Genomic DNA, 24,988 nt, shown 5'->3' on the forward strand with positions numbered 1-24,988 from the left:
CCCGCTCGACTCCATCGAAGGCGCATCCGACGCCTCCCTCGCCCGCACCATGGGACTGGGCAACGAGGTGAACCTCGACGTCATCCTCGATGTGCCGGTGACGATGGCCATGGAAGTGGGGCGTACCAAGATCAGCATCCGCAACCTGCTCCAGCTCAACCAGGGCTCGGTAGTGGAACTGGACCGCGCCGCCGGCGAGCCGCTGGACGTGTTCGTCAACGGCACCCTGGTCGCCCACGGCGAAGTGGTCGTCATCAACGAAAAATTCGGCATCCGGCTGACCGACGTGATCAGCCCGGCCGAGCGCGTCCGCAAACTGCGGTGACCGGCATGCGCCGCACCTTCGCCGCCCTTGCGGGCGGCTTCCTTCCCTGCGCCCTGATGGCGGCCCCGGTCGCTCCCGCGCCGGTGGATACGGGGGCCGATGTGATCCGCGTCCTCGTCAGCCTGCTCGGCGTCGTGGCGCTCATTTTCTTCGTCGGCTGGATGGCCCGTCGTGCCCAGGCTCGCGTGAGCCCGGGTGGCCGGAAGATCCGCGTCATCGAATCGATGCCCGTGGGCATCAAGGAAAAGGTCATGCTGATCGAAGTGGGCGGGACACAGCTGCTGGTCGGGGCCTCGCCCACCGGCGGCCTGCGCACGCTGCACGTGCTGGCCACCCCGGTGCGGGACGATCCCGGCGCCGCCGCGCCGCCGGCACTGCGTGGCTTCCGCGACGTGCTTGCCCAGTGGAAACGGCCATGACCGCCCGCCGCCGCCACCCGCTGCTGCGATGGAGCGCCTTCATCTTGCTCCTGCTGCTGCCCCTGGCCGCGTTCGCCGCGGACCCGCCGCCGGGCATCCAGCTGCTGAACGTGCAGCCGGGTGCCAACGGTGGCCAGACCTGGTCGCTGTCGATCCAGATGCTGGCCCTGATGACGGCGCTGACCGCGCTGCCGGCGCTGCTGCTGATGATGACCTCGTTCACCCGGATCATCATCGTGCTGGGCTTCCTGCGCCAGGCGCTGGGCACCAACAGTACGCCGCCGAACCAGGTGATCCTGGGGCTGTCGCTGTTCCTGACGCTGTTCGTGATGTCGCCGGTGATCAACAAGGCCTATGACAGCGGCATCAAGCCCTACATGGACGGCCAGATGAGCGTGCAGGATGCGCTGCCGCTGGCCGGTGCCCCGTTCCGCCACTTCATGCTGGAGCAGACCCGCGAGCCGGACCTGCAGCTGTTCACCCGCCTGGCCGGCGAGCAGCCCTACGCCGACAAGGACGCCGTGCCCTACCGCGTCGCGCTGCCCGCGTTCGTCACCAGCGAGCTGAAGACCGCTTTCCAGATGGGCTTCCTGCTGTTCATCCCGTTCCTCATCATCGACCTGGTGGTGGCCTCGGTGCTGATGTCCATGGGCATGATGATGGTGTCGCCGATGATCATCTCGCTGCCGTTCAAGATCATGCTGTTCGTGCTCGTGGACGGGTGGACCTTGCTGCTGGGCACCCTGGCGGGGAGCTTCTACCAGTGACGCCGGAATCCGTCATCGCCTTCGGCCAGCAGGCGCTGCACATCGCCATGCTGATCGGCGCGCCGCTGTTGCTCACCGCGCTGGCGGTGGGCCTGCTGGTGGGCATGATCCAGGCCGCGACGCAGATCAACGAACAGACGCTCAGCTTCATCCCGAAGCTGATCTGCATGGCGCTGGTGATGATCGTCACCGGCCCGTGGATGCTGCGCACGCTGGTGCAGTTCACCCGTACCCTGATCGAAAGCCTGCCCCAGGCGGTGCGTTGATGCCGATCGACCTCAGCCAGCTGGAAGGGTGGGTGGGCGGCGCCCTCTGGGCGCTGGCGCGTATCTCCGGCCTCATGCTCATGGCGCCCGTGCTGGGCTCCAACATGATTCCGATGCGCATCCGGATCGGCCTGACCATCCTGCTGACCGTGACGCTGGCGCCCCTGGCGCCGCTGGATATCCGCCCGCTGTCGGCCGCCGGCGTGGCCGTGCTGGCCCAGCAGCTGCTGATCGGCGCCGCGCTGGGCTTCATCCTCAAGCTGGTGTTCGAGGCGGTAGCCTTCGGCGGGCAGTTCGTCTCGCAGGCCATGAGCCTGGGCTTCGCCGAAACCGTGAATCCGGGCGTGGGCGGCACCACGCCGGTGATCAGCCAGTTCTACACCATGCTGGTGACCCTGTTGTTCCTGGTGATGAACGGCCACCTGCAGCTGATCTCGCTGCTGGCCGACAGCTTCCGCACGCTGCCCGTGGGCACGCAGGGGATCGGTGCGGAAGGCCTGTGGGGGGTGCTGACCTTCGCCACGCACCTGTTCGCGGGCGCGGTGCGGGTGGCCCTGCCGGCGCTTACCGCGGTGCTGGTGGTCAACCTCGGCTTCGGCGCGATCAGCCGCTCGGCCCCGTCGATGAACCTGTTCGCCGTCGGCTTCCCCATCACCATCTGCCTGGGTGTGCTGGCCGTTTGGCTGTCGCTGCGGGCGCTGCCCGGCGCGTTCGAGTCCCTGCAGGTCACCGCATGGACCGCCATGCGCCAGTTGATCGGGAGGTAGCCGGCCATGAGCGAGGGCGCCGACAACGAGGACAAAACCGAATCACCCAGTGACAAACGACTTCGCGAAGCGCGCGAAAAGGGCGACCTGCCGCGCTCGCGCGACCTGTCCACCGCCATCGTGGTGCTGGCGGGTGTTTCCACGCTGATCGCCTCGCGCGAGCAGATGGCCGTGCACGCGGCCAACATCATGCATGTCGGCCTGCGCTACGGGCGCGACGACCTGTTCGCCGCCAACGGCCTGTACCACGCCCTGATGACCGCGGTGATGGAAGGCTTCTGGATGCTGGTGCCCGTGTTCATCGCCACGATGATCGCCGCGATCGCCGCGCCCACGGTGATGGGCGGGCTCAATTTCTCTTTCGAGGCGCTGGTACCCAAGTTCGACCGCATGGACCCCATCAAGGGTTTCGGCCGGCTCGTGTCCATGAACGGCCTGGTGGAACTGGGCAAGTCGCTGCTGAAGCTGGCCCTGATCGGCGGCACGCTGGTCTGGTTCCTCAATCGCAGCACCCGCGAGATGTACGCGGGCGGCACCGGGCCCGTCGCCGAGGGCATCGCGCATGCCTTCGGCCTGTTCGGCCACGCGTCGCTGGTGTTCGCCGTGGCGCTGGGCGCGGTGGCCCTGGTCGACGCGCCCTGGCAGAAATACAGCTTCACCAAGAAGATGAAGATGACCAAGCAGGAGGTGAAGGACGAGCACAAGGAAAGCGAGGGCAGTCCCGAGCTGAAGTCAAAAGTCCGGCAGATGCAGCAGCAGATGTCCCGCCGCCGGATGATGGAAGACGTGCCCACGGCCGACGTCATCGTAACCAACCCGACCCACTTCGCGGTGGCCCTCAAATACGACGAGAACCGCATGGGAGCGCCCCGCGTGGTCGCCAAGGGCGTCGACCTGATCGCCCAGCAGATCCGCGACGTGGCGGGCGGGGCGAAGGTTCCGGTGGTCGAGTCGCCGCCGTTGGCACGAGCCTTGTATGCCACCACGGACATCGGGCGCGAAATCCCCTCGGCGCTGTATGTCGCCGTGGCCCAGATCCTGGCCTACGTGTTCCGGCTCAAGCAGGCGATCGCCATGGGCGACCTCCCGCCCGAGCTGCCCACGCAGGACATCGATCCGGACCTGCTCGGCCCCTACCGCATGGATAACTGACGAATGGCCGCTTCTTCCAACCTGATGGGCACGTTCCGGCAGATCGGCCGCCGCGGCGTCGCCGCGCCGGTCGCCATGCTGATCATGCTCGGCATGATGATGCTGCCGCTGCCGCCCTTCATGCTGGACCTGCTGTTCACCTTCAACATCGCGTTGTCGCTGGTGATCCTGCTGGCCACGATGTATGTCATGCGCCCGCTGGAGCTGGCCTCGTTCCCCACGGTGGTGCTGTTCGCCACCCTGTTGCGCCTGGCGCTGAACATCGCCTCCACCCGCGTGGTGCTGCTGCACGGCCATAATGGCCCCGGCGCGGCGGGCAAGGTGATCGAGGCCTTCGCCGAGTTCGTCATCGGCGGCAACTTCGCCGTCGGTTTCGTCGTCTTCGCCATCCTCACCATCATCAACTTCGTGGTGGTGACCAAGGGCGCCACGCGCGTGTCCGAAGTCACCGCGCGCTTCACCCTCGACGCCATGCCCGGCAAGCAGATGGCGATCGACGCCGACCTCAACGCCGGCCTGCTGACCCAGGAACAGGCCCGCGAGCGCCGCCAGGAAGTGCGCGAGGAAGCGGATTTCTACGGCTCCATGGACGGTGCGTCCAAGTTCGTCCGCGGCGACGCCACGGCGGGCATGCTGATCCTGGCCATCAACATGCTGGGCGGTTTCTTCATCGGCATGTTCCAGCATGGCCTCTCGGCCGCCGAGGCGGCGCGCACCTACACGCTGCTGACCATCGGTGACGGCCTGGTCGCCCAGGTGCCGGGCCTGATGCTGTCGATCGCCACGGCGGTGATCGTGACCCGCGTGTCCAAGTCCCAGGAGATGGGCAAACACGTGATGGGCCAGTTGTTCGGCCAGCCCAAGGCGCTGGGGGTGGCGGCCGCGGTGCTGGGCACCATGGGCCTGATCCCCGGCATGCCGAACATTCCCTTCCTGCTGCTGGCCGCCGGCGCGGGGTTCGGCGCCTGGAAGCTGCAGCAGCGCAAGGACCTGGCCGGTGCCGCCGGCACGGCCGGCGCCGCGGGTGTTCCGGGCACCGACCTTGCGCTGGAGTCGACACCGCCGGCCGAGCGCCTGGAGCTGTCCTGGGAAGACGTGGCCCAGGTGGACACCATCGGCCTGGAAGTGGGCTACCGGCTCATTCCGCTGGTGGACAAGGCCCAGGGTGGCGAACTGATGGCGCGGATCAAGTCGGTGCGCCGCAAGCTGTCGCAGGAACTCGGCTTCCTGGTTCCCTCCGTGCACATCCGCGACAACCTCGACCTGGCCCCGCACGGCTACCGCATCTCGCTGATGGGGGTGCCGATGGGCGAGGCCGAGATCCACACCGAGCGCATGCTGGCGATCGATCCGGGCCGCGTGCACGGCACCATCAACGGCATCGCCACCCGCGACCCGGCGTTCGGCCTGGATGCGGTATGGATCGAGCCGGGCATGCGCGAACACGCGCAGACGCTGGGCTACACCGTGGTCGATCCGGCCACGGTGATCGCCACGCACCTGTCGCACATCCTGCAGAACCACGCCCACGAGCTGATCGGCCACCAGGACGTGCAGCAGTTGCTCGACCGCCTGGCCCAGCAGACGCCCAAGCTGGTGGAGGACCTGGTGCCCAAGCGCCTGTCGCTGGGCGCGGTGGTCAAGGTGCTGCAGAACCTGCTGGCCGAGCGCGTGCCCATCCGCAACTTCCGCGGCATCGTGGAATCGCTGGCCGAGCATGCCGGCCAGAGCCAGGATCCCGGCGTGCTTGCCGCGGCCGTGCGCGTCACCCTGGGCCGTCAGATCGTGCAGGAAATCGCCGGCCTGGGTTCCGAGGTTCCCGTCATTACTTTGGCGCCGGAACTGGAGCAGATCCTGCTGCAGTCCCTGCAGGGTGGCGGCCCTACCGGCGCCGCCGTGGAGCCGGGCCTGGCCGATCGCCTGCAGCAGAGCGTGGCCGATGCCGCGCGTCGGCAGGAAGCGGCGGGCGAACCGGCGGTATTGCTCGTTTCCCCGGCCCTGCGTCCATGGCTTTCGCGCTTTACCCGTCATGTGGCCCAAAACCTGCATGTACTTGCCTACAACGAGGTCCCGGACAACCGGCGCGTCAAGCTGGTGACGGCCCTCGGCAGGTAAGACTTGGACGGACACAGGATCGAACGCATGAAAATCAAACGCTTCGTAGCTCCCGACATGCGCCAGGCCATGCGCCAGGTGCGCGACGAGCAGGGTCCGGATGCCGTGATCCTGTCGACGCGTCGTCTCGACGACGGCATCGAGATCATCGCCGCGCTGGACTACGACGAAGCGCTGGTGCGTGAAGCGGGCTTCGGTGGCGAAACGCCGGCGGCGCGCGAGACGGCACGCGAGGAAACCCCGGTGCGGGCGCGTCGCGAACACGACTTCGCCGCCCGCATCGACCAGGCCAAGGCCGCGACCGCCGCTGCCGTCGAGCGTGTCGTGCGCGGCGGTCCGGCACCGGCCTCCGCGATGGCGCCGCAGGGCCTGCATCCGAATGCGCCGCAGCGCCAGTCCAGCGCCGCGCTGGCCGCCAGCGTCGCCGACGTGGTGCGCGCCGCCACCGCCGGTCCGCAAGCCGCGAACAACGACGCCGCCGTCAACGGCGTGCGCGCCGAGATCAACAACCTGCGCGAGATGCTGGAAGTGCAGCTGTCGACGCTGGCCTGGAACCAGATGGACCGCGAGCAGCCGCTGCGTGCCCGCGTGCTGCGCGAGATGACCCGCCTGGGCATCGACGGCGACGTGGCCCGGGCGCTGTGCGCCGAACTGCCGCCGGGCATGACGCCGGAACAGGCCCGTTACCTGCCGCTGGGCATCCTCTCGCGCAATATCCGCACCAGCGGGCGCAACGCCGACACGGCCGGCAGCGCGGTCACCGCGCTGGTCGGCACCACCGGCGTGGGCAAGACCACCACCATCGCCAAGCTGGCCGCCCGTGCGGTACTGCGTCACGGCGCATCCAACGTCGCCCTGATCAGCGCCGACCAGTACCGCATCGGTGCCGGCGCGCAGTTGGAACATTACGGCCGCCTGCTGGGCGTGCGCGTCTACAACGCGCACGATGCGCAGAGCCTGCGCAACGTGCTGTTGCAGCTGCGCGGCAAGCACACGGTGCTGATCGACACCGCCGGCCTGGCCGGCAACGACCCCAAGCTGCAGCAGCAGTTCGAAACGCTGCGGGCAATGACCGAGGTGCGCGTGTGCCTGGTGCTCGCGGCGAATGCGCAGGCGCAGGCGATCGACAACGCCGTGCGCGCCTACGCGCCGCTGTCCCCCCAGGCCGCGATCCTGACCAAGCTCGACGAGGCACCGCTGATCGGTGGCGCCCTGTCGGCCGTCATCCGGCACGGCATGCCGCTGGACTACACCACCGACGGCCAGCGCGTGCCGGAAGACATCGCCTCGGCGGACGCGCGCAAGCTCGTCTGCCTCGCGGCCCAACTGGTCAGGCAGCGCAACGACGAACCGGACGACGCGATTCTCGCCGACCGTTTCGGCTTCGCCGCCACGCCCGCCCTCGCCTGACCCCGGAACTGAAGTAACGTGACTACGGCATCCGCATCCGCACACCCTTTCACGGCAGTGAATTCCTTCATGAGCACACACGTCGATTCCACCCAGGCCGCCGGACTCAACTGGCTTGCCGACCGTCGCCCCACCCGCAGCATCGCGATCGCGGGCGGCAAGGGCGGCGTGGGCAAGACAACGGTGGCGGTCAACCTGGGCATGGCGCTGTCCATGGGCGGGCGCGACGTGGTCCTGCTGGACGCAGACCTGGCCATGGCCAACATCGACGTGCTCCTCGGCCTGCAGCCCACGCGCCACCTGGGCCACATGCTCGAGGGCGAGTGCCGCATCGAGGACCTGATCCTCCATGCCAACCACGGGTTGAAGGTGATTCCCGCCACCTCGGGCGCGCGCCGCATGGCGCAGCTGCCGAACATCGAGCACGCCGCGGTGATCCGCGCGTTCGACGAATACCCCGTGGCCCCGGAATACCTGATCGTCGACACCGCGGCCGGCATCTCCGACAGCGTGTCGATGTTCGCCGCCGCGTCGGACGAGGTGGTGGTGGTGGTTTGCGACGAGCCGGCCTCGCTGACCGACGCCTACGCGCTGATCAAGGTTATGAGCCGCGAATTCGACGTCAACCGCTTCCGCATCGTGGCCAACATGGTCCGCCACGCCCAGGAAGGCCGCCAGCTGTTCGAGAAGCTGGCCCGCGTGACCAATCGCTTCCTGGACGTGTCCCTGGATTTCATGGGCATGGTGCCGCACGACGAGTACCTGCGACAGGCCATCCGCCGCCAGTCGGCCGTGGTCGACGCCTGGCCGAGCAGCCGTTCGGCCGTGGGATTCAAGAATCTTGCCCGGTCGGTCGATACATGGGGTGAACCCGAACCCCGGGTGCAGGGCCGCATCGGCTTTTTCGCCGAACGGAACCACATGGGGGGAGGGCTGCCACTGTGAGTGTTGCAAGCGAATACCTTGAAGTAACAAAGGTTTCGGCCGACCAGCTGGTCAGGACGCATGCACCGCTGGTGCGCCGGATCGCCTATCACCTGATGGGTCGCCTGCCGCCGAGCGTGGATGCGAACGACCTGATGCAGGCCGGGATGATCGGACTGCTGGAGGCCGCAAGGAATTACTCGCCGACTCGCGCGGCCAGCTTCGAGACCTATGCGGGAATCCGCATTCGTGGCGCCATGCTGGACGAACTGCGCAAGACGGACTGGACCCCGCGCTCCGTCCATCGGAAGCTGCGCGAGGTGGCGGAGGTGACGAGGCAGATCGAGAACGAGACGGGTGGCGACGCCGAAGACGCGGAAGTGATGAAGCGGCTGGGCATCGACGCCATGGAGTACAACCAGATTCTGGCCGACGCGGCGAGCGCGCGGTTGCTCAGCCTCACGGCGCCGGAAGGCGACGAAGGCGCGGCGATCGACGTGGCGGACCCGGACGCCGCGGGTCCGGAAGGCAACTTCGAGAAGAACGGACTGCGCGACGCGCTGGCCCATTCGATCGACGGATTGCCGGAACGCGAAAAGCTGGTCATGTCCCTGTACTACGATGAAGAGCTCAACCTGAAGGAAATCGGTGCGGTGCTGGGTGTGAGCGAGTCGCGGGTGTGCCAGATCCATGGCCAGGCCCTGATTCGACTCCGCGCACGCATGTCGGGTTGGAAAGACAAGCAGTGACGGCATCGCGGTGCCGTCGCCGGTAAAGAAAAGCGTACGAGGCGGAGAGCAGTTTTGGACAAGAACATGAAGATCCTCGTGGTGGACGATTTTTCCACCATGCGGCGCATCGTCAGGAACCTCCTGGTCGAGTTGGGTTTCACCAACACGCTCATCCAGGAGGCCGAAGACGGCAACGCGGCGCTCGCGCTGCTGCGCGCGCAGCCTATCGACCTGGTCGTCACCGACTGGAACATGCCCAACATGACGGGCATCGACCTGCTTCGCGCCATCCGCGCGGATGCGGCGTTGAAGTCCATGCCGGTGCTGATGGTCACCGCGGAAAACAACCGCGACCAGATCATTGCCGCCGCGCAGAGCGGCGTGAACGGTTACGTGGTCAAGCCCTTCACGGCGGTGACGCTGAAGGAAAAGCTCGACAAGATATTCGAACGACTTGCCGCGGCAGCGGGCTGAGGGAATGACGATGAACACGATGCTTTCCCCCGGCCAGGACGTGGCCCCCCAGTTGCGTGAACTGCTCGGCGCCGACGACTCGGCAGCTTTCGAGAAAGCCCTGGACGACCTGATCCGCAGCCGCGAGCAGCACCTGTTCCTGGCGCTGGGCCACCTGGCGCGCGACCTGCACGAATCCGCGCGTCGCCTGGCTTCCGACATCTCCACCGATGGCGTGCCGGGCAACATGAGCGACGCGCGCAAGCATCTGCGCGATGTTCTCGAAATGAGTTCCACGGCCGCCCATCGCACGCTGGACTTCAGCGAGAAGCTGCGTCCGCAGGCTCAGGCGCTGGCCAAGCAGGCCGATGAGATCCTGGTGCTGGATCACGCCGATCCGGCGTTCGGTGCCAACGCCACGGCACTGGCCGTGCGTGTCGGCGACTTCGCGCAAAGCTGCGACATCGGGCTGGGCGAGATGGTCGAGGCGCAGTCCTGGCAGGATCTTTCCGGTCAGCGCGTGGCCCAGGTCGAGGCCTTCATGGCCAAGGTCGAATCCTCGCTCGTCGAGCTGGTCCGTCTCACCGGTTCGCTCGCGGGCGGTAATGCGCCGGCCGCCGAGAAGGTCAGCCAGGACGAAGTGGACCGGCTCCTCAGCGAATTCGGTTTCTGAGTACCCTATGAGCGTGGAGCTGGACAACGAGCTGCTCAATGTCTTCCTGATCGAAGCGCGCGAACTGCTCGAGAGCCTGGGCGAACAGCTCGTGGATCTCGAAGCCTCCCCGCACGACGTGGAGCTGCTTAACGCGGTGTTCCGTGCCTTCCATACGGTGAAAGGCGGGGCGGGCTTCCTTGGCCTCAATGCGATGGTCGAGCTGTGCCATCGCGGCGAGGATCTGCTCAACGAGGCCCGCAACGGGGTGATCGTGCTGCACGCCGCCTATATGGACGCGCTGCTCGAATCGCTCGACCTGCTCAACGACATGATGCGTGCCGCCGACGGCGGCGTGCCGATCGAGCCCGCACCGCGTTCGCTGCTCGATCGCCTGCTGATTCCCGGCCGCGCCGTGTCCGCGCCGCCGGTGGCGCTTGCCGTGCCGATCTCGGCGGCCGCGGCGACGGCGACGCCCCCCGCCACACAAAGGCCCTACGACCCGATCGAGGACGAATTCGAGGCGATGCTCGATGCCGCCCGTACCGATCGCGCACCGGCGGCACCGTCGGGCACGATCAACGACGACGAATTCGAAGCCCTGCTCGACTCGCTCTACGGCACCGGTGCGCCTGGCGCCGAGGGTGCGTCCGCTCCGCCGCCGCCCGCCCCGGTCGTCGCCGTGGCACCGGCGCCCGTGACGAACAACGACGCCATCAGCGACGATGAATTCGAAGCGCTGCTGGATTCCCTGCACGGTGCGGCCGCACCGGGGGCGATCGTGCCGCCGGCGGCTCCCGTCGCCGTTGCAGCGCCGGTCGCCGCGGCGCCCGCCGCACCGTCACCCGCCGCACCGTCACCCGCCGCGTCGGCCTCGGCTCCTGCCCCGGCCGCCAGCGCGGAGAAACGCGCTTCTTCCACCGCCGACACCACTGTGCGTGTGGACACCCACCGGCTGGACAGCCTGGTCGACGCGGCCGGCGAACTGGTGCTGGTGCGCAACCGCCTCACCAGCCTGGCGCCGCGTGGTGGCAACGATCCGATGGAACGCGCCATCGGCGAGCTTGAGCGCGTCGCCGAAGACCTGCAGAACGCCGTGCTGCGCATGCGCATGCAGCCGGTCGGCAAGCTGTTTTCCCGTTTCCCGCGCATCGTTCGCGACCTTGCCCGCCAGCTCGGCAAGGAAATCGAGCTGGTCACGGAAGGCGAGGACACCGACATCGACCGCACCGTGGTCGAGGCCCTGGCCGATCCGCTGGTCCATCTGCTGCGCAACGCGGTGGACCACGGCGTGGAGATGCCCGACGCACGCGCGGCGGAAGGCAAGCCGCGCCTGGGCACCGTGCGCCTGGCGGCCGGCCAGTATGGCGACCGCATCGTCATCACCGTCACCGACGACGGCAAGGGCATGGACCCTGAAGTGCTCCGGCGCAAGGCTGTCGAGAAGGGCCTGATGGATGCCGAGCAGGCCGCGCGCCTTGATGAGCGCGAGTGCTACGAGATCGTTTTCCGGCCCGGTTTCTCCACGGCCAGCCAGGTGTCCGACATCTCCGGCCGCGGCGTCGGCATGGACGTGGTCAAGACTAAGATCGTCGAACTGGGCGGCACGCTGTCCATCGACTCGCGGGTGGGCCACGGCAGCACCGTGCGCCTCTCCGTGCCGCTCACGCTGGCGATCATGCGCGTGCTGATGGTGCGCGTGGGGCATCGGCTGCTGTCGCTGCCGCTGTCCAACGTCAGCGAGGTGTTCGAACTGGTGCCCGGGCAGATCCAGGAACTGGACGGCCGCATCGTCGCGGCGCATCGCCAGCGCGCGCTGCCGCTGGCCGATCTCGGCCACTGGGCCGGCACCGGTGGCAAGGGCGGCCATGTGGTCGTCGTGCAGATCGGCCACCAGACCCTGGGTTGCCTGGTCGACGAAGTGCTCGGCCGCGAGGACGTCATGGCCAAGCCGCTCGGTCCGTTCCTCAAGGACGTACCCGGCGTGGCGGGTGCCACCATCACGGGCGACGGGCGGATTTCGCTGGTGCTCGACCTGTCCGGCCTGGCCGATGACAGCGGGCAGGTGTTGCCGTCGCTGCGCATGGCGGTCTGATGGATATCGTCAGCGTCGTCGGCACGATCCTGGCCTTCGTGGTCATCATCGTGGGAACCATCCTCAAGGGCTCCAGCCTCGACGCCCTGTGGAACCCGGCGGCCTTCGTCATCGTGTTCCTCGGCACGCTGGCCGCGCTGCTGGTGCAGACACCGGGGCCCGTGCTCAAGCGCGCCTGGAGCATGCTGCCCTGGGTCTATCGTCCGCCCGATATCGAGTCGGAAGACCTCGTCGGCCGCATCGTCGGCTGGAGCGAGATATCCCGGCGCACCGGCCTGCTCGGGCTGGAACCCTCGATCGAGCGCGAGTCCGACCCCTTCATCCGTAAGGGGCTTCAGCTTTTGGTGGACGGCACCGAGCCCGACGCCATGCGCTCGGTGCTGGAAGTGGAAGTGCTCGCGCGCGAGCACAACGACATCGAGGCGGCCAAGGTCTACGAGAACGCCGGTGCCTACTCTCCCACGATGGGCATCATCGGTGCCGTCATGGGCCTGATGTCGGTCATGCAGAACCTGGCCGACCCGAGCAAGCTCGGGCACGGCATCGCCGCGGCCTTCGTCGCCACCATCTACGGCATCGGGCTGGCCAACCTGCTGGCCCTGCCGATGGCCTCGCGACTGAAGGGCCTGGCGCGCCGCCGTTCGCAGATGCGCGAGATCCTCGTCGAAGGCCTGGTCTCGATCGCCCAGGGTGACAACCCGCGGCACATCGAGAGCAAGTTACAGGGGTTCCTGACGTGAAGCGTCGCCACCACGAAGAGCACATCAATCACGAGCGCTGGGCCATTCCCTACGGCGATCTGATCACGTTGCTGCTCGCCCTGTTCGTGGTGATGTACGCCGTGTCGGCGGTGAACGAGACCAAGTTCAAGGTGATGGCCCAGTCCATCAACGAGGCCTTCAACGGCACCGGCAAGGTGATCGAGCCGATCCGCGAGGCCACGCCCGCGCAGGTGCCGTTGCCCAACCAGTCGCGCGCACCGGCCGCCGCGCCCATCGCACGCATCGACGTGCCCTTGCCGCCGCGCAACCTGCCGCTGCCCGGCCACGAAGGTGCCGCCGCTCAGCGCCAGGACGGGGCGAAGGCCAACATCGCCCCGGCAGCCTCCGTCGCCTCCGCCGCCGCCGTCGCCGTGCCGGCCACGGCGGCCACCGCCAGCGTCGGCAAGACGAACGACGCCAGCCTCAGCCAGATATCCGACGAGGTGAAGCGGGCGATGAAGCCGCTGATCGACAAGAGCCTGGTCAATGTGCGGCAGACGCCGGACTGGCTCGAGATCGAGGTCAAGACGGACATGCTCTTTCCCGTGGGCGTGGCGAAGCTGCAACCGCCCGCCGACGACGTGCTGCGCAAGCTGGCCGGCATCCTTGCGCCGTTCCCGAATGCCATGCGCATCGAGGGCTACACCGATAACACCCCCATCGCCACGCCCACGTTCCCGTCCAATTGGGAACTGTCGGCGGCGCGTGCCGCCACGGTGGCGCGGCTGCTGACCACCATGGGTGTCGATCCCCACCGCGTGGGCATCATCGGCTGGGGCGAGTTCCGTCCCATCGTGGCCAATGACACCGACGATGGCCGCAACCGCAACCGGCGCGTGCTGATCGTGGTGATGAGCGACAAGGCCGCGCCTGCCCGGTTCTATAGCGATGCCGCGCACCTCGATCCGGGCGAGGCCAATCGCTGATGCAGACCTGGGCGATCGCCAACCAGAAGGGCGGGGTGGGCAAGACCACCACCACCGTGGCGCTGGGCAGCCTGCTGGCCGCGGCCGGCGAGCGCACGCTGCTGATCGACATGGATCCGCACGCGTCGCTCTCCGGTTACGTCGGGGTGGAAGGCAGCACGCATGGCAGCGTCTACGACCTGTTCGGCACCAGCGGCAACGCCATCCCCCTGCCGGTGCGCACGCTCGTGCATGCCACCCGGTGGGATCGACTGAGCGTCTTGCCGGCCTCGGCCGCCATGATCACGCTGGACCGCCAGCTGGGTACGCGTGCCGGGCAAGGCCTGGTGCTGTCGCAGGCGCTCGCGGAACTGGCGCCCGATTTCGACCACGTATTGCTCGACTGCCCGCCGACCCTGGGCGTGCTGATGGTCAACGCGCTGGCGGCCAGCGACCGCCTGGTGGTGCCCACGCAGACCGAGGCCCTGGCGCTTGCCGGTCTCGAGCGCATGCTGCGCAGCCTGTCGATGATCGAACGCTCGCGCGGCCGCCCGCTGCCGCGCACCATCGTGCCCACCCTGTACGACGCGCGCACGCACGCCTCGCGTGCCTGTCTCGCGCAGTTGCGCGAGCAGTATGGCGACAGCGTGAGCGAAGCCGTGATTCCCACCGACACGCAGATCCGCGAAGCCAGCGCGGCGGGTATTCCGCTGGCCTCGTGGCCGGCCGCGAAGCGCGGCGGACTGGCGTATCGGCAGTTGCTCGACGAGTTGCGGCTACCCGCGCGCGAGGCGTCCGTCGCCAGCAGCGCCACGGATGCGGCGGCGTGATGCGTGCCAAGCAGGACGCCGAACAGGTGGTGGCCGATTACCTGGCCGAACTGCTGACACCGGCCGTGGCGCCGCCGGTCGTTCCCGAAACGCGTGGCGCGGTGGTGGCCATCGAAACCTGGCGCAATGCGCCGTCGCAGCCCACCGGGCCGCGCGTGGACGACCGCTACCTGCTGTGCATCGCGGCCGGCGTGAAGCTGGCCGTGCCGATGGCGGAGGTCAGCCACGTGCTGCCCATTCCGCCGCTGTCGCCGCCGAACGTGCCCAACCCGATCTGCCTGGGCCGCTGGCGTCATCCCGGCGGCGAAGCACGGGTGGCCGATCTTGCGGCCATCCTCTCCCCGGACATGGCCGGCGCGCTGGCCTCCACGCTGGTGCTGCTCGGCGAGCGCGGCTGGGCGCTGGCGTGCATCGTCGTCGACGAGCCGGTCGAACTACATACGGACGCCATCCACTGGCGCCATGGTGCGACCACCCGGCCGTGGCTGGCCGGCATGTCGCAAGATCCGAAATGCGGCGTGGTGGATACCATCGCGCTGATCGAATGGCTGGAAAAGGAGCTGGATCCGTGACCGACTCGCAAGGCAACGGCCAGGGCACCTGGCTGGGTTTCTCGCTCAAGGGCCAACGTTATGCGGTGCCCCTGGCCAGCGTGCGCGAAGTGATCCGTCCGGGCGACATCACGCCGGTGCCCGGTGGGCCGGCGGACGTGCTGGGCATCGTGAACCTGCGTGGACAGATCGTCCCCGTGCTCGACGGCCGGCGCCGTTTCGGCCTGGACGGCCACGTGGAGCCCGGCGCGGAGGATACGCACCGCGTCATCGTCTTCGACGATAGCGGCAGCATCGTCGGCATGCTCATCGACGTCATCGGCGACATGCTGCAGTTCGATGCAGGTGACGTGGACGTGCCTCCGCCGGGCCGTGCCGACCGCCGCGACGATCCGGTCACCGGTGTCATCACCCGCGACGACGGGTTCATCGCGTTGATCGACGTGGCGCGCCTGTGCCGGAGCTGACGCCCACGCCGCGTTGCCGTCGGTAGGCAGCGCGGCCGCGTTGCGCTACCGTGTCCGCGCTCATAACGGGAGCCTTACCGCATGAACCCCATCGTCGGATATGTCCTCGTCGGACTGGCCCTCGTCAACCTGCTGGGCCTGTTGCTGGTGTTTCGTCGACTGGGCCGTGCGGGCATGACCCCGGTGGCGGCACCCGTGGCCGAGCCGCTGCCGCCCACGGCCCCCGCGGAGCCCGTGATCGCCCCCGACACGCTCAATACGATGCTGAGGCGTTTGGAAAATCGCCTGGGCGATATCGAAGAGCAGGTGCGTCATGCACCCACGGTCACGCTGGCGTCCGAACCTGGCAGCACCAGCGATCGTTCGCTGGCCCTGGCCCAGCGCCTGGCGCGGCAGGGCGCCACGCCGAAGGACATCGCGGAAACCTGCGGCATCTCCCTCACCGAGGCCGAACTGCTGCATCGCCTGCACGCGGCACGCTGACCCCCGGCAACGCGGGACGGCCGTCGTGCGTCACGACGACCGGGCCTGCTGTCAGGCGGTGACGTGCCCGGCTGGCGTGGTGGCGAGGATGCGCACCGGTACGCCTTTCGCCGCGGGCGTCTTCGACGCCACGTCGTGGTACCACAGCGGCATCAGCGGATTCATCTCGGGGTAGTAACCGCCGACGCAACCGGACGGCAGGTTGAACGGCGTCACGGTCAGCCCGCCCACCGCGCGCGATGCCGCATCGCCGGCATCCCCCACGAGCGATACGACCTGTCCCGCGTGCAATCCATCGCGGTCGATATCCGCGGGATTCATCAGCAACACCGCACGCGATCCTTCCAGCCCACGCAAGCGATCGCTGTGCCCGTAGATGGTCGTGTTGAACTGGTCGTTGGAGCGCATCGTGATCAGGTGATAGCGTCCCGGCGCATCGCCGACGCCCACGGCCGACAGCACGGATGGCGTGGTGAAGCGCGCCTTGCCCGTTTCCGTTTTCCACTCGCGCTCGCGCGCGGGATTGCCGCGGTAGAAACCGCCGGCGTCGAACATGCGTGCGTTGTAATCCTTGAACTGATCCGGGTAGGTCTGTTCGATCAGGTCGCGGATGAGTCCGTAATCGGCCGTCCATGCATCCCACCGCCAGGCGGGATTCGACGGCAGCGTGGCCTTGGCGATGCCGGCTACGATGGCCACCTCGGACAGCAGGTGCTCGCTGGCCGGCGTGCGCTTGCCGATGGAGCCGTGGATGTGACTGAAGCTGTCCTCCATCGAGACCGACTGGCTTCCGCCGGCCTGCACGTCGTCCTCGGAACGCGCCAGGCACGGCAGCAGGTAAGACGCCTTGCCGTGGACCAGGTGGCTGCGGTTGAGCTTGGTCGCGATGTAGACCGTCAGCGCCTGCGTGGTCCACGCCGCCTCGACTACCTCGCGATCCGGCACGGCGCGAACGAAATTCCCACCCAGGCTGATGAAACCGCTCACCGTGCCCGCGATGATGCCCTCGCACGCCTCGACGGTGCCCATGCCCTTGTCGCGTGGCGGTTCAAAGTCGAACTGCTTCGCCAGCACGTCGAGTGGCACCAGTTCCGGTTTCTCCGATATGCCGACAGTGCGTTGTCCCTGCACGTTGGAGTGGCCACGCACGGGGCAGATGCCCGCGCCATCGCGGCCGATGTGTCCGCCCAGCAACAGGAGATTGACCAGCACGCCGATCGACTGCGAACCGTGGACATGCTGGGTCAGCCCCATGCCGTAGACGGCGATCACGCGCTTCGCCGTCGCATAGACCTCGGCGGCCGTCTCGAGGTCGTGGCGTGCCAGGCCCGATTCCCGCTCGATGTCATCCCACGCGGTGGCATGCACCTTGGCGGCGAAGTCGTCGAACTCGCTGGTGTGCTGAGCGATGAAAGCGCGATCGACGATGCCCTCGTCGCCAGCGGCACGCCGCGCCTCGTCGAGCGCGAAGACATGCTTGCACAGGCCCATGAGCGCGGCGATGTCGCCACCCGGCCTGACCTGCAGGTACATATGCGACAACTCGGTCGCGTGACCGGTCAGCATCTGCAACGGGTTCTGTGGATTGACGAAACGCACCAGCCCCTGCTCGCGGACGGGGTTGAACGTCACGATCCGACAACCGCGCTTCACCGCTTCCTGTAACGGATGCAGGAAGCGCGGGCTGTTGGTTCCCGGGTTCTGCCCGAAGTAGAAGATGGCGTCGCAGGTGTCGAAGTCTTCCAGCACGCACGTACCGACCGGCGAACCGACAACCTGCTTCAGCGAGACCGAGGTGGTCTCGTGGCACATGTTGGAACTGTCGGGAAGGTTGTTGTTGCCGTAGAAGCGCGCGGTCAGGCCGTACAGGTACGACTGCTCCAGCGCCGACTTGCCTGAGGCGTAGAAAACGACTGACTTCGGGTCGAGCGTTTTCAACGTGGCGCCGATGCCTTCGAACGCTTCGTTCCACGAGCATGCGACATAACGATCGGTGTCAGCGTCGTAACGCATCGGCTCGGTCAGGCGTCCCTGCATTTCCAGGTCGAAGTCCGCCCAGCCGAGCAGTTCGGTGACGGTGTGTTCGGCGAAGAAGGCCGGTGTGCAGCGATCGGACGTCAGCTCCCACAGTGTGGACTTGGCGCCGTTCTCGCAGAACTCGAACCGATGGGGCTTCTTCGGCTTACCCCACGCGCACGAGGTGCACATGAAGCCGTGTGGCTTGTTCTGGTGGAGCAGGGTGTCCATCGAGGCTGGCGTGGGTTTTTCCCGCAACAGCACCTGGCTCATGCCCGATACCGATCCCCAGCCGCCGGCAGCGCCTTCGTGCTGGATGCCCTGTTCTTTACCGGATGCCATTGCGGGTCTCCCATGCGGTTACCTGGTCGAGGGAATCACGTGGGCTGTGAGGGGGGTGGCAAGCTAATGGCAAGGATGGGCTTGGTGCAGGGCTCGCCTTCGGCATCGCGTTTGGCTTTGGAGCCTTGGCGTTTTGGGGCAAGAGCCGGCGGGTAGCCCCCTCGGTGCCACGCCTGCGGCGACCCGTCGTGGAAAGCCGCTAGCGCGGCCGTGTCTTTGATTCGCGCACATCGTGCGCTCCTACCCGCGGCCGTTTGTCTATCGCCCTTCGGGCCCGGGTCGGGCTTCGAACGGAGGTTTCCGATTCGACCTCCTGTCTCAGCGGAAACGGCCGGCCGTCCTGGCCGGCCCCCTGCGGGCCTGATCTGTGCGAATCCCTCGCCTGCGGCTACCGGCACCGAGGGGGCTACCCGCCGGCTCTTCCCGACACTGAGGTGGGTTGTGACGCGAGCGGTCGCAGAGGTGTGGGGTATGGCGTCAGCGCTTTGTTGGCTTTTCGCCCACATCGTGGGCTCCTACCCCAGGGGTAGGGCAAGCCGTTGGAATACCCAACGCGTTATCTGCCGTCTGGGGGGTAGGAGCGCACGCATGTGCGCGAACCCTCAACCTACCTAAGGCGACTGATGCCGTGCGCCACAGGCAAGCGAGCGTTCCCAGCCACGAAGCGAAACCCAGCTCTTCGCTCTTCCCACACGCAACCTCAGTGTCAGGAAGAGCCGGCGGGTGCCACCCTCGTGGCCGGTAGCCGCAGGCGAGGGCTTCGAACGGACAAGGCCCGAAGGGGGCCGGCCAGGACGGCCGGCCGTTTTCGCGAGACAGGATGTCGAGTCGAAAACCCCCGTTCGAAGCCCGACCCGGCCCGAAGGGCAATCAATAAACGGCCGCGGACGCGGCCCTTCATTGACGGGTCGCCGCAGGCGTGGCCACGAGGGTGGCACCCGCCGGCTCTTGCTCCAAGACGCCAAGGCTCTTGCTCCGAAGGCCGACGGCTCTTGCCCAAATCCTCACCTTTCGAGTCGATAATTCAAACTCGCACGACTGAAATCGGTCGCGTTCTGAGCCTCGAAATTCCACTTGTGGCTGAACAGGTAGCGAAGCGTGATGACCTGGCCGGGGTCGAACAGGCCGACGCCGTAGCTGAGGTAGAGGCGCGGCGACAGGTACTTGCCCACCGTGAAGGCCGAAGCGCCGCCGAGGGCGTCGCTGTTGGTGACGCCGATATCGTCCACGCCGATGCGGGAGCCCACGCGCTTGGCCAGCAGGTCGCCTGCGGCGGAGCCCAGCGCCTGCGCGGCGGCGCCCACCATGTTGCCTTCGCCACCCTTCACCTGCGACAGCGGCTTGCCGGTGACGAGGTAGGAGAGCGCGTCGGACTGTTCCATCACCGGGTTGGAGAACACGGTGAGGATAGGGCGCTGCGCCGTGCCCGAGACGTAGAGGCCGACCTTCTGGCCTTCGTCGATGGTGGCGTTCGGGTTGAGGGTGCGCGCGGCACGGATGTTCAGGCCGGGGTTGTCGATGGGTGTGCTGGCGAACAACAGCTGGCCCTGCTCGATTCTCAGGTCCTGACCGTAGGCCTTGTAGGTGCCGTCCACGCCGATCTGGCCCTGGCCGGTGGTCGCGCGGCCGGGGCGTTCGCGCACGTCCAGCTGGCCGGTGATGCGGCCGTCGATGCCGAAGCCGACCAGGTGCACCTTCTGGCCCAGATCCACGCGGATGTCGGCGCGGATGGGTGATGCTTCCGCAGCGGCTTCGCGCTTCTTGTCGTCGACCACGACGACATCGGAGGACGCCTTGGTGGCCCCGGCGCCGGGCAGGCGTTCGACGTTGACGTCGGCCAGGTCGACATTGAGCTTGCCGGTGACGTTCATGCCCTTGGCGTCCTGCACGATGGTCAGGTCCGGCGAGAGGATCGCCTTGGCCGCCGGGATGTCCACCGCGGTGAACTTCGAACCCGTCACGCCGAGGCGCATCGTGGCGCCCGTGCCCAGCAGCGCCGTGCCCTTGATCCCCAGCGTGCCCTCGCCCGAGCCGACGGTGCCGTCGACGACGTAGTTCTTCGCGTCCGCTGTTGTGACGCTGATGCGGCCGTTCTTCAGTTTCAGGCCGGCGCTGGGCACCTCGGCGGCGAAGCCCGAGACCACGGCCTGGCCGGTGATCGACGGGTCGGCCACCGTGCCGCCCAGGTTGAAGTCGGCGTCGAGGCCGCCCTTCACTTCGGCGATTTCGGTGGTGAACAGCTCGATGATGCCGAGGTCTTTCAGGTGCAGCGCGATCGTGCCACCGAGAGCCTGTTGCGCTCCGCTGAGCGTGACATTGCCCGCAAGCGTGCCGCCGTGGTCGAGGTTGGCTTTGAGGGTGACCCGCTGGCTGCCGGGCGACAGCTGCGCGTTGGCCGACAGGTTGTCGTAGACCACCAGCGGCTGGTCCGCACGATCCGCGTAGGCCACCGTGCCGTGCGCCGAGCGCACATCGGCCTGCCCGGACAGGGCTCCGGCGGCCGTGCGGCGGATGGTGCCGTCGCCTTCGATGATGCCGTCCGCGCGCATGGGGCTGTCGGAAGCCTGTGCGGCCGTCATCAGCAGGGCCAGCGGCACCTGGCGCAGGCGATAGCTGGCGTCGAGGTTGCCGGCCTTGTCCTGGCGGGCGTTGATGCAGAGCAGGGGATCGCCGGCGGTAAGGCAGAGGTCGCCCAGGCTGGCCGCGCCGTCCTTGTAGGTCAGCTGGCTGGGATTCTGCAGGCGCCAGCGCGGCAGGCCCTGATAATCGAGGTCCAGTGCCGACAGGGTGCCGCTCCAGGCGCCGTTGCGCAGGGCGCCCGAGAGACGCAGGCCGGCCGTGAGCGGGCGGCCGCGGGCATCGATGCTGAGCTGGTGTTTTTCCTGCGTGCCGTCGGCGTCCACGGCAAGGCGGTCGAAGGCCAGCCCACCGGCGTTGACGCCGGTGCCGACGAGGTCGAGCTTGCCGCCGGGTGCGCTGATATCGGGGATGTCGGCATCGACGGTAAGCGCATCGATCTTCTGGCCGGCGTAGACGATGGCCCCGCCGCGAAGCTTCGCCGTTACCGCCAGCTTCGGCAGGTTGCCCCGCGCGGTGATGTCGCCCTGCACGCGACCGCCTGCATCGGGCAGCCAGTCGCCCAGCGAGGCGATGGCGAGTTTGAGCGTGGCATCGTTGGCGGTGTCGCCCTTGGCATCCAGGCGGATGGTGCTGCCGCCGGAGGCGAGGTCCAGCGTGCCGTTGACCACCTCGTGCGGTTTCAGTGTCAGCTCGCCGTTGCCGCGCAGCGGACGTTGGCGCAGCGTGCCGTCCAGCTTGCGCAGGGCCAGCGTGCCGAGGGGCTGGTCGTCGACGAGGCGCCCTTCCGTGGAGAGGTCGAGGTTGAGGGCGCCGGGCCACTCGGCCAGCAGCTGGCCGGGATCGAAACGGTTGCCCTCGACGTCGAGTTTCCACGCCAGCGCGGGTTTCAGGGTGAGCGTGCCGCTGGCGCCCAGGTTGCCGTTGGCCTGTTTCAGCTCCACCGTGTGCAGCGTGACGAGATCCGGCGTGCCGTCCACGTCCAGGGTGAACTTGCCGAGCCGTCCCGGCGGCCCGATATCGATATCGCCGGCAGCATGGTAGGCGTCGGCGCTGCCCTTGAAGCCGAGCTGCCCCGTGCTGGCCAGGTCCTGCCCGGCCACATTGGCCGGCACCAGCACGTCCTTCCAGTTCAGTGCCAGGTCGGCCGAGACGGGCGCGGCCGCGATGTCCACCGTGCCGTTCGCCGTGAGCGAGCCCTTGACCTGAGGCGAGCCGACGGTCAGTTCGTCCAGCGTCAGGCGCTTGTAGTCGTGATCGAAGGTGGCCTTCAAGGGCGCCAGGCGCACGACGTAATCGTTGAGCGACAAATCGCCCGTGAGGTTGGCGCCGTAGCGGTCGCCGCTGCCCTTCACGGCCAGCGCCAGCGAGGTGAGGCTGCTGTCGCCGAGCAGGGGCTTCGGGTCGAAGGACGGCGCATCGATGGATGCCGTCCAGGGGAAATCGCCGCTCTGTTGCAGGTTGGCGTCCACCTGCGCCAGCAACGGCAGGGTCAGCTTGACCACGGTATGCGCCCGGGCGCCATCGCTGTGCGCCTCGACGGTGCCCGCGTAGTCGATGTCGCCGACTTTCCAGCGGAAACTCGCCGTGCCGTCGCCGCGATACTGCTTGCCCACCGCCAGCGTGCCGCCCAGGTCCGCCTGGCCGTCGGGCGCGCGCAGCGCCAGTGTCTTGAGGGCGATGCCGTCCGCCGTCCACGAGCCGGCCAGGTCCAGCGAGTTCGACTCGAACAGCGGCTTGCCTTCCTGGGTGACCCGCACATGGCCGACCTTGACCCGGTCCAGCACGATGTCGAGCGGTGGCTTGAGCGAGAGGGGCTCGGAGGGCTGGGTGTCCGGCTGGCTGGGTCCGAGGGCGACATCGATGCCGTCCGCGGTCAGGGTGTAGATGTGCGCGCGCTTGCGCAGCAGCGCACCGAACGCGAAGTCCAGGTGGGCCGTGGCGACGCGCACATCCATGCCCTTGCCGTCGCGGTAGCGCAGGCCGGTGATATCCAGCGGCCCGGCGAGGCGGCCCTCGGCCTGTTGCACCGTGAGGGCGCCATCGGTGAAGCCTTGCGCGCGGGCCAGCGCGAAGCGCAGGCCGGATGCGCTGCCGACCAGCCACCACACGCCCAGGACGACCACGAGCAGCAACGTACCCAGCGCCACGGCGATACGGACGAACCATGTCATGCGGACGCTCCTCACAGGTCGGGCCCGATGACGACATGCAGGTGGATGCCATGCTCGTTCTTGTCGCCGACGGGCACGCCGACATCGGCACGGATCATGCCCACCGGCGACAGCCAGCGCACACCCAGGCCGGCGCCCACGCGCGGGCTGTAATCGGTGCCGGTGAAGGCGTTACCGGCATCGACGAACGCGGCCATGCCCCAGTTACGGGTGAAGTAGTGCTCCACCTCGGTACTGCCCACCAGCAGGCCTTCGCCGCCAATGACGCGGCCGAAGGCATTTCGCGGGCCGATGCTCTCGAAATCGTAGCCGCGCACGGAGCGATCGCCACCGGCGAAGAAACGCAGCTGCGGGGGCAGGGCGCTGAAATCGTCCGTCCAGATCTTGCCGGCGGTGCCGCGCAGGATCAGGCGGTTGCGCCCCCAGAACGACTGGATCCACTTCGCGTCGCCGATCACCTGGGAGAACCGCGCATCCGAGAGCAGGCCGCCGGCGGTGCTGCGCGCGGTAAGCGTGAGCGACCAGCCGCTGCGCACGAAGGTGGGGTTGTCACCCTTCTTCCGGCTCAGCGTGACTTCCGGATACAGCAGGGTGCTGCGGCCGTGCTCCAGGCCTTCGGCGGTGTCGCTCTCGTCGCCGCGCTTGCCGACCGTGAAGGTGCCGGACAGCGCGCTGATGCCGACGGTACGCGTCCAGCCGTGCCAGAGCCGGGTTTCGTTGGCCACCAGCTGCAGCGTGCGCGACTGCGAGGTCACCGTGTCCGCATCGCGGAAATTGGCGCCGAAATTGAAACTGCGCTGGTTGGGGCCGGGCAGGGGAATCTGGTACAGCGTGGAGATCGTTTTCAGCCGCTGCGCCACGACCAGCTCGTTCTTCCACTTGTGGCCGCGGTCGTTGATCCAGCGTTTCTCGATGCCGCCGCGCAGGCCCGGGCCCGTATCGGTGCCGTAGAAGGGGCCGCCCGTATAGATGGTTCGCTTGGCCGGCGCGAGTTCCACGGCGATATCGATGGTGCCATCCTTTGCGTTGTCCGTATCGGGGATGACGTTGACCACGGCGAAGTAATCGGCGCCGTTCAACGCCTGCTGCAAGTCCAGCAGCTGCCCTTGCGAGAAATAGTCGCCGCTCTTGAACGGCACGTAGCGATCGAGGAAACCGTCGCGGAACTGCGAGTTCTTGAACACCACATGGCCGTAGCGGTAACGCTTGCCGGTGTCCCAGGCCAGGTTCACCGTGGCGCTGTGCTCGGCCCGGTTCACCTCCACGGTGTGCGTGACCAGGCGCGCGTCGAGGTATCCCGTGGCGGTGAGTGCGCCGCTGACGGCATCGCGCGCGCCCTCGTAGGCACCGTCGTTCATCGGCTGGTCCTTCAACGCGGTGACGCCGCGTACCGCGCGGCGCACGGCGGGCACCTTGCCGGCATCGTCGTCCACTGTAACGTTCACCGCGGTGATCTTGACCGGCAGGCCCGGCACCACATGCAGGGTGACCTGCCAGTCCTTGCCGACCTGTTTCAGGTCGCCCGTGGCCGAGGCTTCGTAGTAACCGTAGGGCCGCAGTGTGGCCTGCACCTGTTCGGGCGCTTTTTCGTAGAGGCGGCGCACCTGCGCGGCGGTGACATCGCGCTGCGTGTACTGCGACAGGTCGACACCCGCCACGACCGCGCTCTTGAGGGTGTCGTCAACACCGTCCACCGTGAGCACGATGCGCGCGTGGACCAGGCCGGGGAGGAGGAACCACGGCAGGAGCAGCAGTCCATGGCGTCTTTTAAGGCGCATGAGCGTCCTGTTCCGTTCGTGGCTTGTC

At 67.8% G+C, this 24,988-nt stretch carries 22 protein-coding genes; 19 read left to right on the top strand and 3 right to left on the bottom strand.

Annotated elements, in window-relative coordinates; all coding sequences use genetic code 11:
• The first annotated feature begins 49 nt into the window (after positions 1–49).
• The 19 genes from fliN (at position 50) to AB8808_RS05170 (ending at position 16,073) form a co-directional block, all read left to right on the top strand.
• Entirely contained in the window at positions 50–325 is a 276-nt protein-coding gene (gene fliN, locus AB8808_RS05080) for a flagellar motor switch protein FliN (protein ID WP_240003940.1), read from the top strand.
• 5 nt (positions 326–330) lie between these two features.
• Positions 331–744, top strand: coding sequence for a flagellar biosynthetic protein FliO (fliO, locus tag AB8808_RS05085; RefSeq protein WP_369927280.1), 414 nt, complete (start codon positions 331–333; stop codon positions 742–744).
• Positions 741–1,511 carry a flagellar type III secretion system pore protein FliP gene (gene fliP / locus AB8808_RS05090; protein WP_369927282.1) on the top strand — a complete coding sequence of 257 codons (771 nt, stop codon included), beginning with the start codon at positions 741–743 and terminating at the stop codon, positions 1,509–1,511. Before fliO ends, fliP begins: the two co-directional genes overlap by 4 nt.
• On the top strand, positions 1,508–1,777 hold the full coding sequence (fliQ, locus tag AB8808_RS05095; protein ID WP_036136992.1) for a flagellar biosynthesis protein FliQ: 270 nt from the start codon (positions 1,508–1,510) through the stop codon (positions 1,775–1,777). The genes fliP and fliQ overlap by 4 nt, the downstream gene beginning before the upstream one ends.
• Positions 1,777–2,544, top strand: coding sequence for a flagellar biosynthetic protein FliR (gene fliR / locus AB8808_RS05100; RefSeq protein ID WP_369927284.1), 768 nt, complete (start codon positions 1,777–1,779; stop codon positions 2,542–2,544). Before fliQ ends, fliR begins: the two co-directional genes overlap by 1 nt.
• Positions 2,545–2,550: 6 nt before the next feature.
• Complete coding sequence (flhB, locus tag AB8808_RS05105) at positions 2,551–3,696, top strand: flagellar biosynthesis protein FlhB (RefSeq protein WP_369927286.1); 1,146 nt, start codon at positions 2,551–2,553, stop codon at positions 3,694–3,696.
• Between the two features lie 3 nt (positions 3,697–3,699).
• Positions 3,700–5,811, top strand: a complete 2,112-nt coding sequence (gene flhA, locus AB8808_RS05110; RefSeq protein ID WP_369927288.1) for a flagellar biosynthesis protein FlhA — start codon at positions 3,700–3,702, stop codon at positions 5,809–5,811.
• Positions 5,812–5,838: 27 nt separating this feature from the next.
• Positions 5,839–7,221: a flagellar biosynthesis GTPase FlhF gene (gene flhF, locus AB8808_RS05115; protein ID WP_369927290.1), complete on the top strand. Its 1,383-nt coding sequence runs from the start codon at positions 5,839–5,841 to the stop codon at positions 7,219–7,221.
• Between the two features lie 69 nt (positions 7,222–7,290).
• Positions 7,291–8,166 (top strand): P-loop NTPase, encoded by an 876-nt coding sequence (locus tag AB8808_RS05120; protein ID WP_036136977.1) that lies wholly within the window; start codon positions 7,291–7,293, stop codon positions 8,164–8,166.
• Positions 8,163–8,894 carry an RNA polymerase sigma factor FliA gene (locus tag AB8808_RS05125; RefSeq protein ID WP_036136975.1) on the top strand — a complete coding sequence of 244 codons (732 nt, stop codon included), beginning with the start codon at positions 8,163–8,165 and terminating at the stop codon, positions 8,892–8,894. The genes AB8808_RS05120 and AB8808_RS05125 overlap by 4 nt, the downstream gene beginning before the upstream one ends.
• Positions 8,895–8,948: 54 nt before the next feature.
• Positions 8,949–9,350 carry a chemotaxis response regulator CheY gene (gene cheY / locus AB8808_RS05130; RefSeq protein ID WP_036136973.1) on the top strand — a complete coding sequence of 134 codons (402 nt, stop codon included), beginning with the start codon at positions 8,949–8,951 and terminating at the stop codon, positions 9,348–9,350.
• 10 nt (positions 9,351–9,360) lie between these two features.
• Complete coding sequence (locus AB8808_RS05135) at positions 9,361–10,002, top strand: protein phosphatase CheZ (RefSeq protein ID WP_240003829.1); 642 nt, start codon at positions 9,361–9,363, stop codon at positions 10,000–10,002.
• Between the two features lie 7 nt (positions 10,003–10,009).
• Positions 10,010–12,076, top strand: a complete 2,067-nt coding sequence (locus tag AB8808_RS05140; RefSeq protein WP_369927293.1) for a chemotaxis protein CheA — start codon at positions 10,010–10,012, stop codon at positions 12,074–12,076.
• Positions 12,076–12,816, top strand: a complete 741-nt coding sequence (locus AB8808_RS05145) for a flagellar motor protein (RefSeq protein WP_285406136.1) — start codon at positions 12,076–12,078, stop codon at positions 12,814–12,816. Before AB8808_RS05140 ends, AB8808_RS05145 begins: the two co-directional genes overlap by 1 nt.
• Positions 12,813–13,763, top strand: coding sequence for a flagellar motor protein MotD (gene motD, locus AB8808_RS05150; protein ID WP_369927295.1), 951 nt, complete (start codon positions 12,813–12,815; stop codon positions 13,761–13,763). Before AB8808_RS05145 ends, motD begins: the two co-directional genes overlap by 4 nt.
• Entirely contained in the window at positions 13,763–14,572 is an 810-nt protein-coding gene (locus AB8808_RS05155) for a ParA family protein (RefSeq protein WP_369927297.1), read from the top strand. Before motD ends, AB8808_RS05155 begins: the two co-directional genes overlap by 1 nt.
• Positions 14,572–15,144 (top strand): chemotaxis protein CheW, encoded by a 573-nt coding sequence (locus AB8808_RS05160; RefSeq protein ID WP_369927299.1) that lies wholly within the window; start codon positions 14,572–14,574, stop codon positions 15,142–15,144. Before AB8808_RS05155 ends, AB8808_RS05160 begins: the two co-directional genes overlap by 1 nt.
• On the top strand, positions 15,141–15,590 hold the full coding sequence (locus tag AB8808_RS05165; protein WP_369927301.1) for a chemotaxis protein CheW: 450 nt from the start codon (positions 15,141–15,143) through the stop codon (positions 15,588–15,590). The genes AB8808_RS05160 and AB8808_RS05165 overlap by 4 nt, the downstream gene beginning before the upstream one ends.
• Positions 15,591–15,671: 81 nt before the next feature.
• A complete protein-coding gene (locus tag AB8808_RS05170) occupies positions 15,672–16,073 on the top strand; it encodes a DUF2802 domain-containing protein (RefSeq protein ID WP_369927303.1) in 402 nt (133 codons plus the stop codon).
• A 51-nt stretch (positions 16,074–16,124) separates the two neighbouring features.
• Here AB8808_RS05170 and AB8808_RS05175 read toward each other — a convergent pair whose 3' ends face one another.
• From AB8808_RS05175 to AB8808_RS05185, 3 genes are all read right to left on the bottom strand, one after another.
• Positions 16,125–18,431, bottom strand: coding sequence for an FdhF/YdeP family oxidoreductase (locus AB8808_RS05175; protein WP_369927305.1), 2,307 nt, complete (start codon positions 18,429–18,431; stop codon positions 16,125–16,127).
• Between the two features lie 1,004 nt (positions 18,432–19,435).
• Entirely contained in the window at positions 19,436–23,182 is a 3,747-nt protein-coding gene (locus AB8808_RS05180) for a translocation/assembly module TamB domain-containing protein (protein ID WP_369927307.1), read from the bottom strand.
• A gap of 11 nt (positions 23,183–23,193) precedes the next feature.
• Positions 23,194–24,960 (bottom strand): autotransporter assembly complex protein TamA, encoded by a 1,767-nt coding sequence (locus AB8808_RS05185; protein ID WP_369927309.1) that lies wholly within the window; start codon positions 24,958–24,960, stop codon positions 23,194–23,196.
• Positions 24,961–24,988: the final 28 nt, after the last annotated feature.

The organism is Xanthomonas sp. NCPPB 2632 (assembly GCF_041228075.2).
Classification (GTDB): Bacteria; Pseudomonadota; Gammaproteobacteria; order Xanthomonadales; family Rhodanobacteraceae; genus Luteibacter.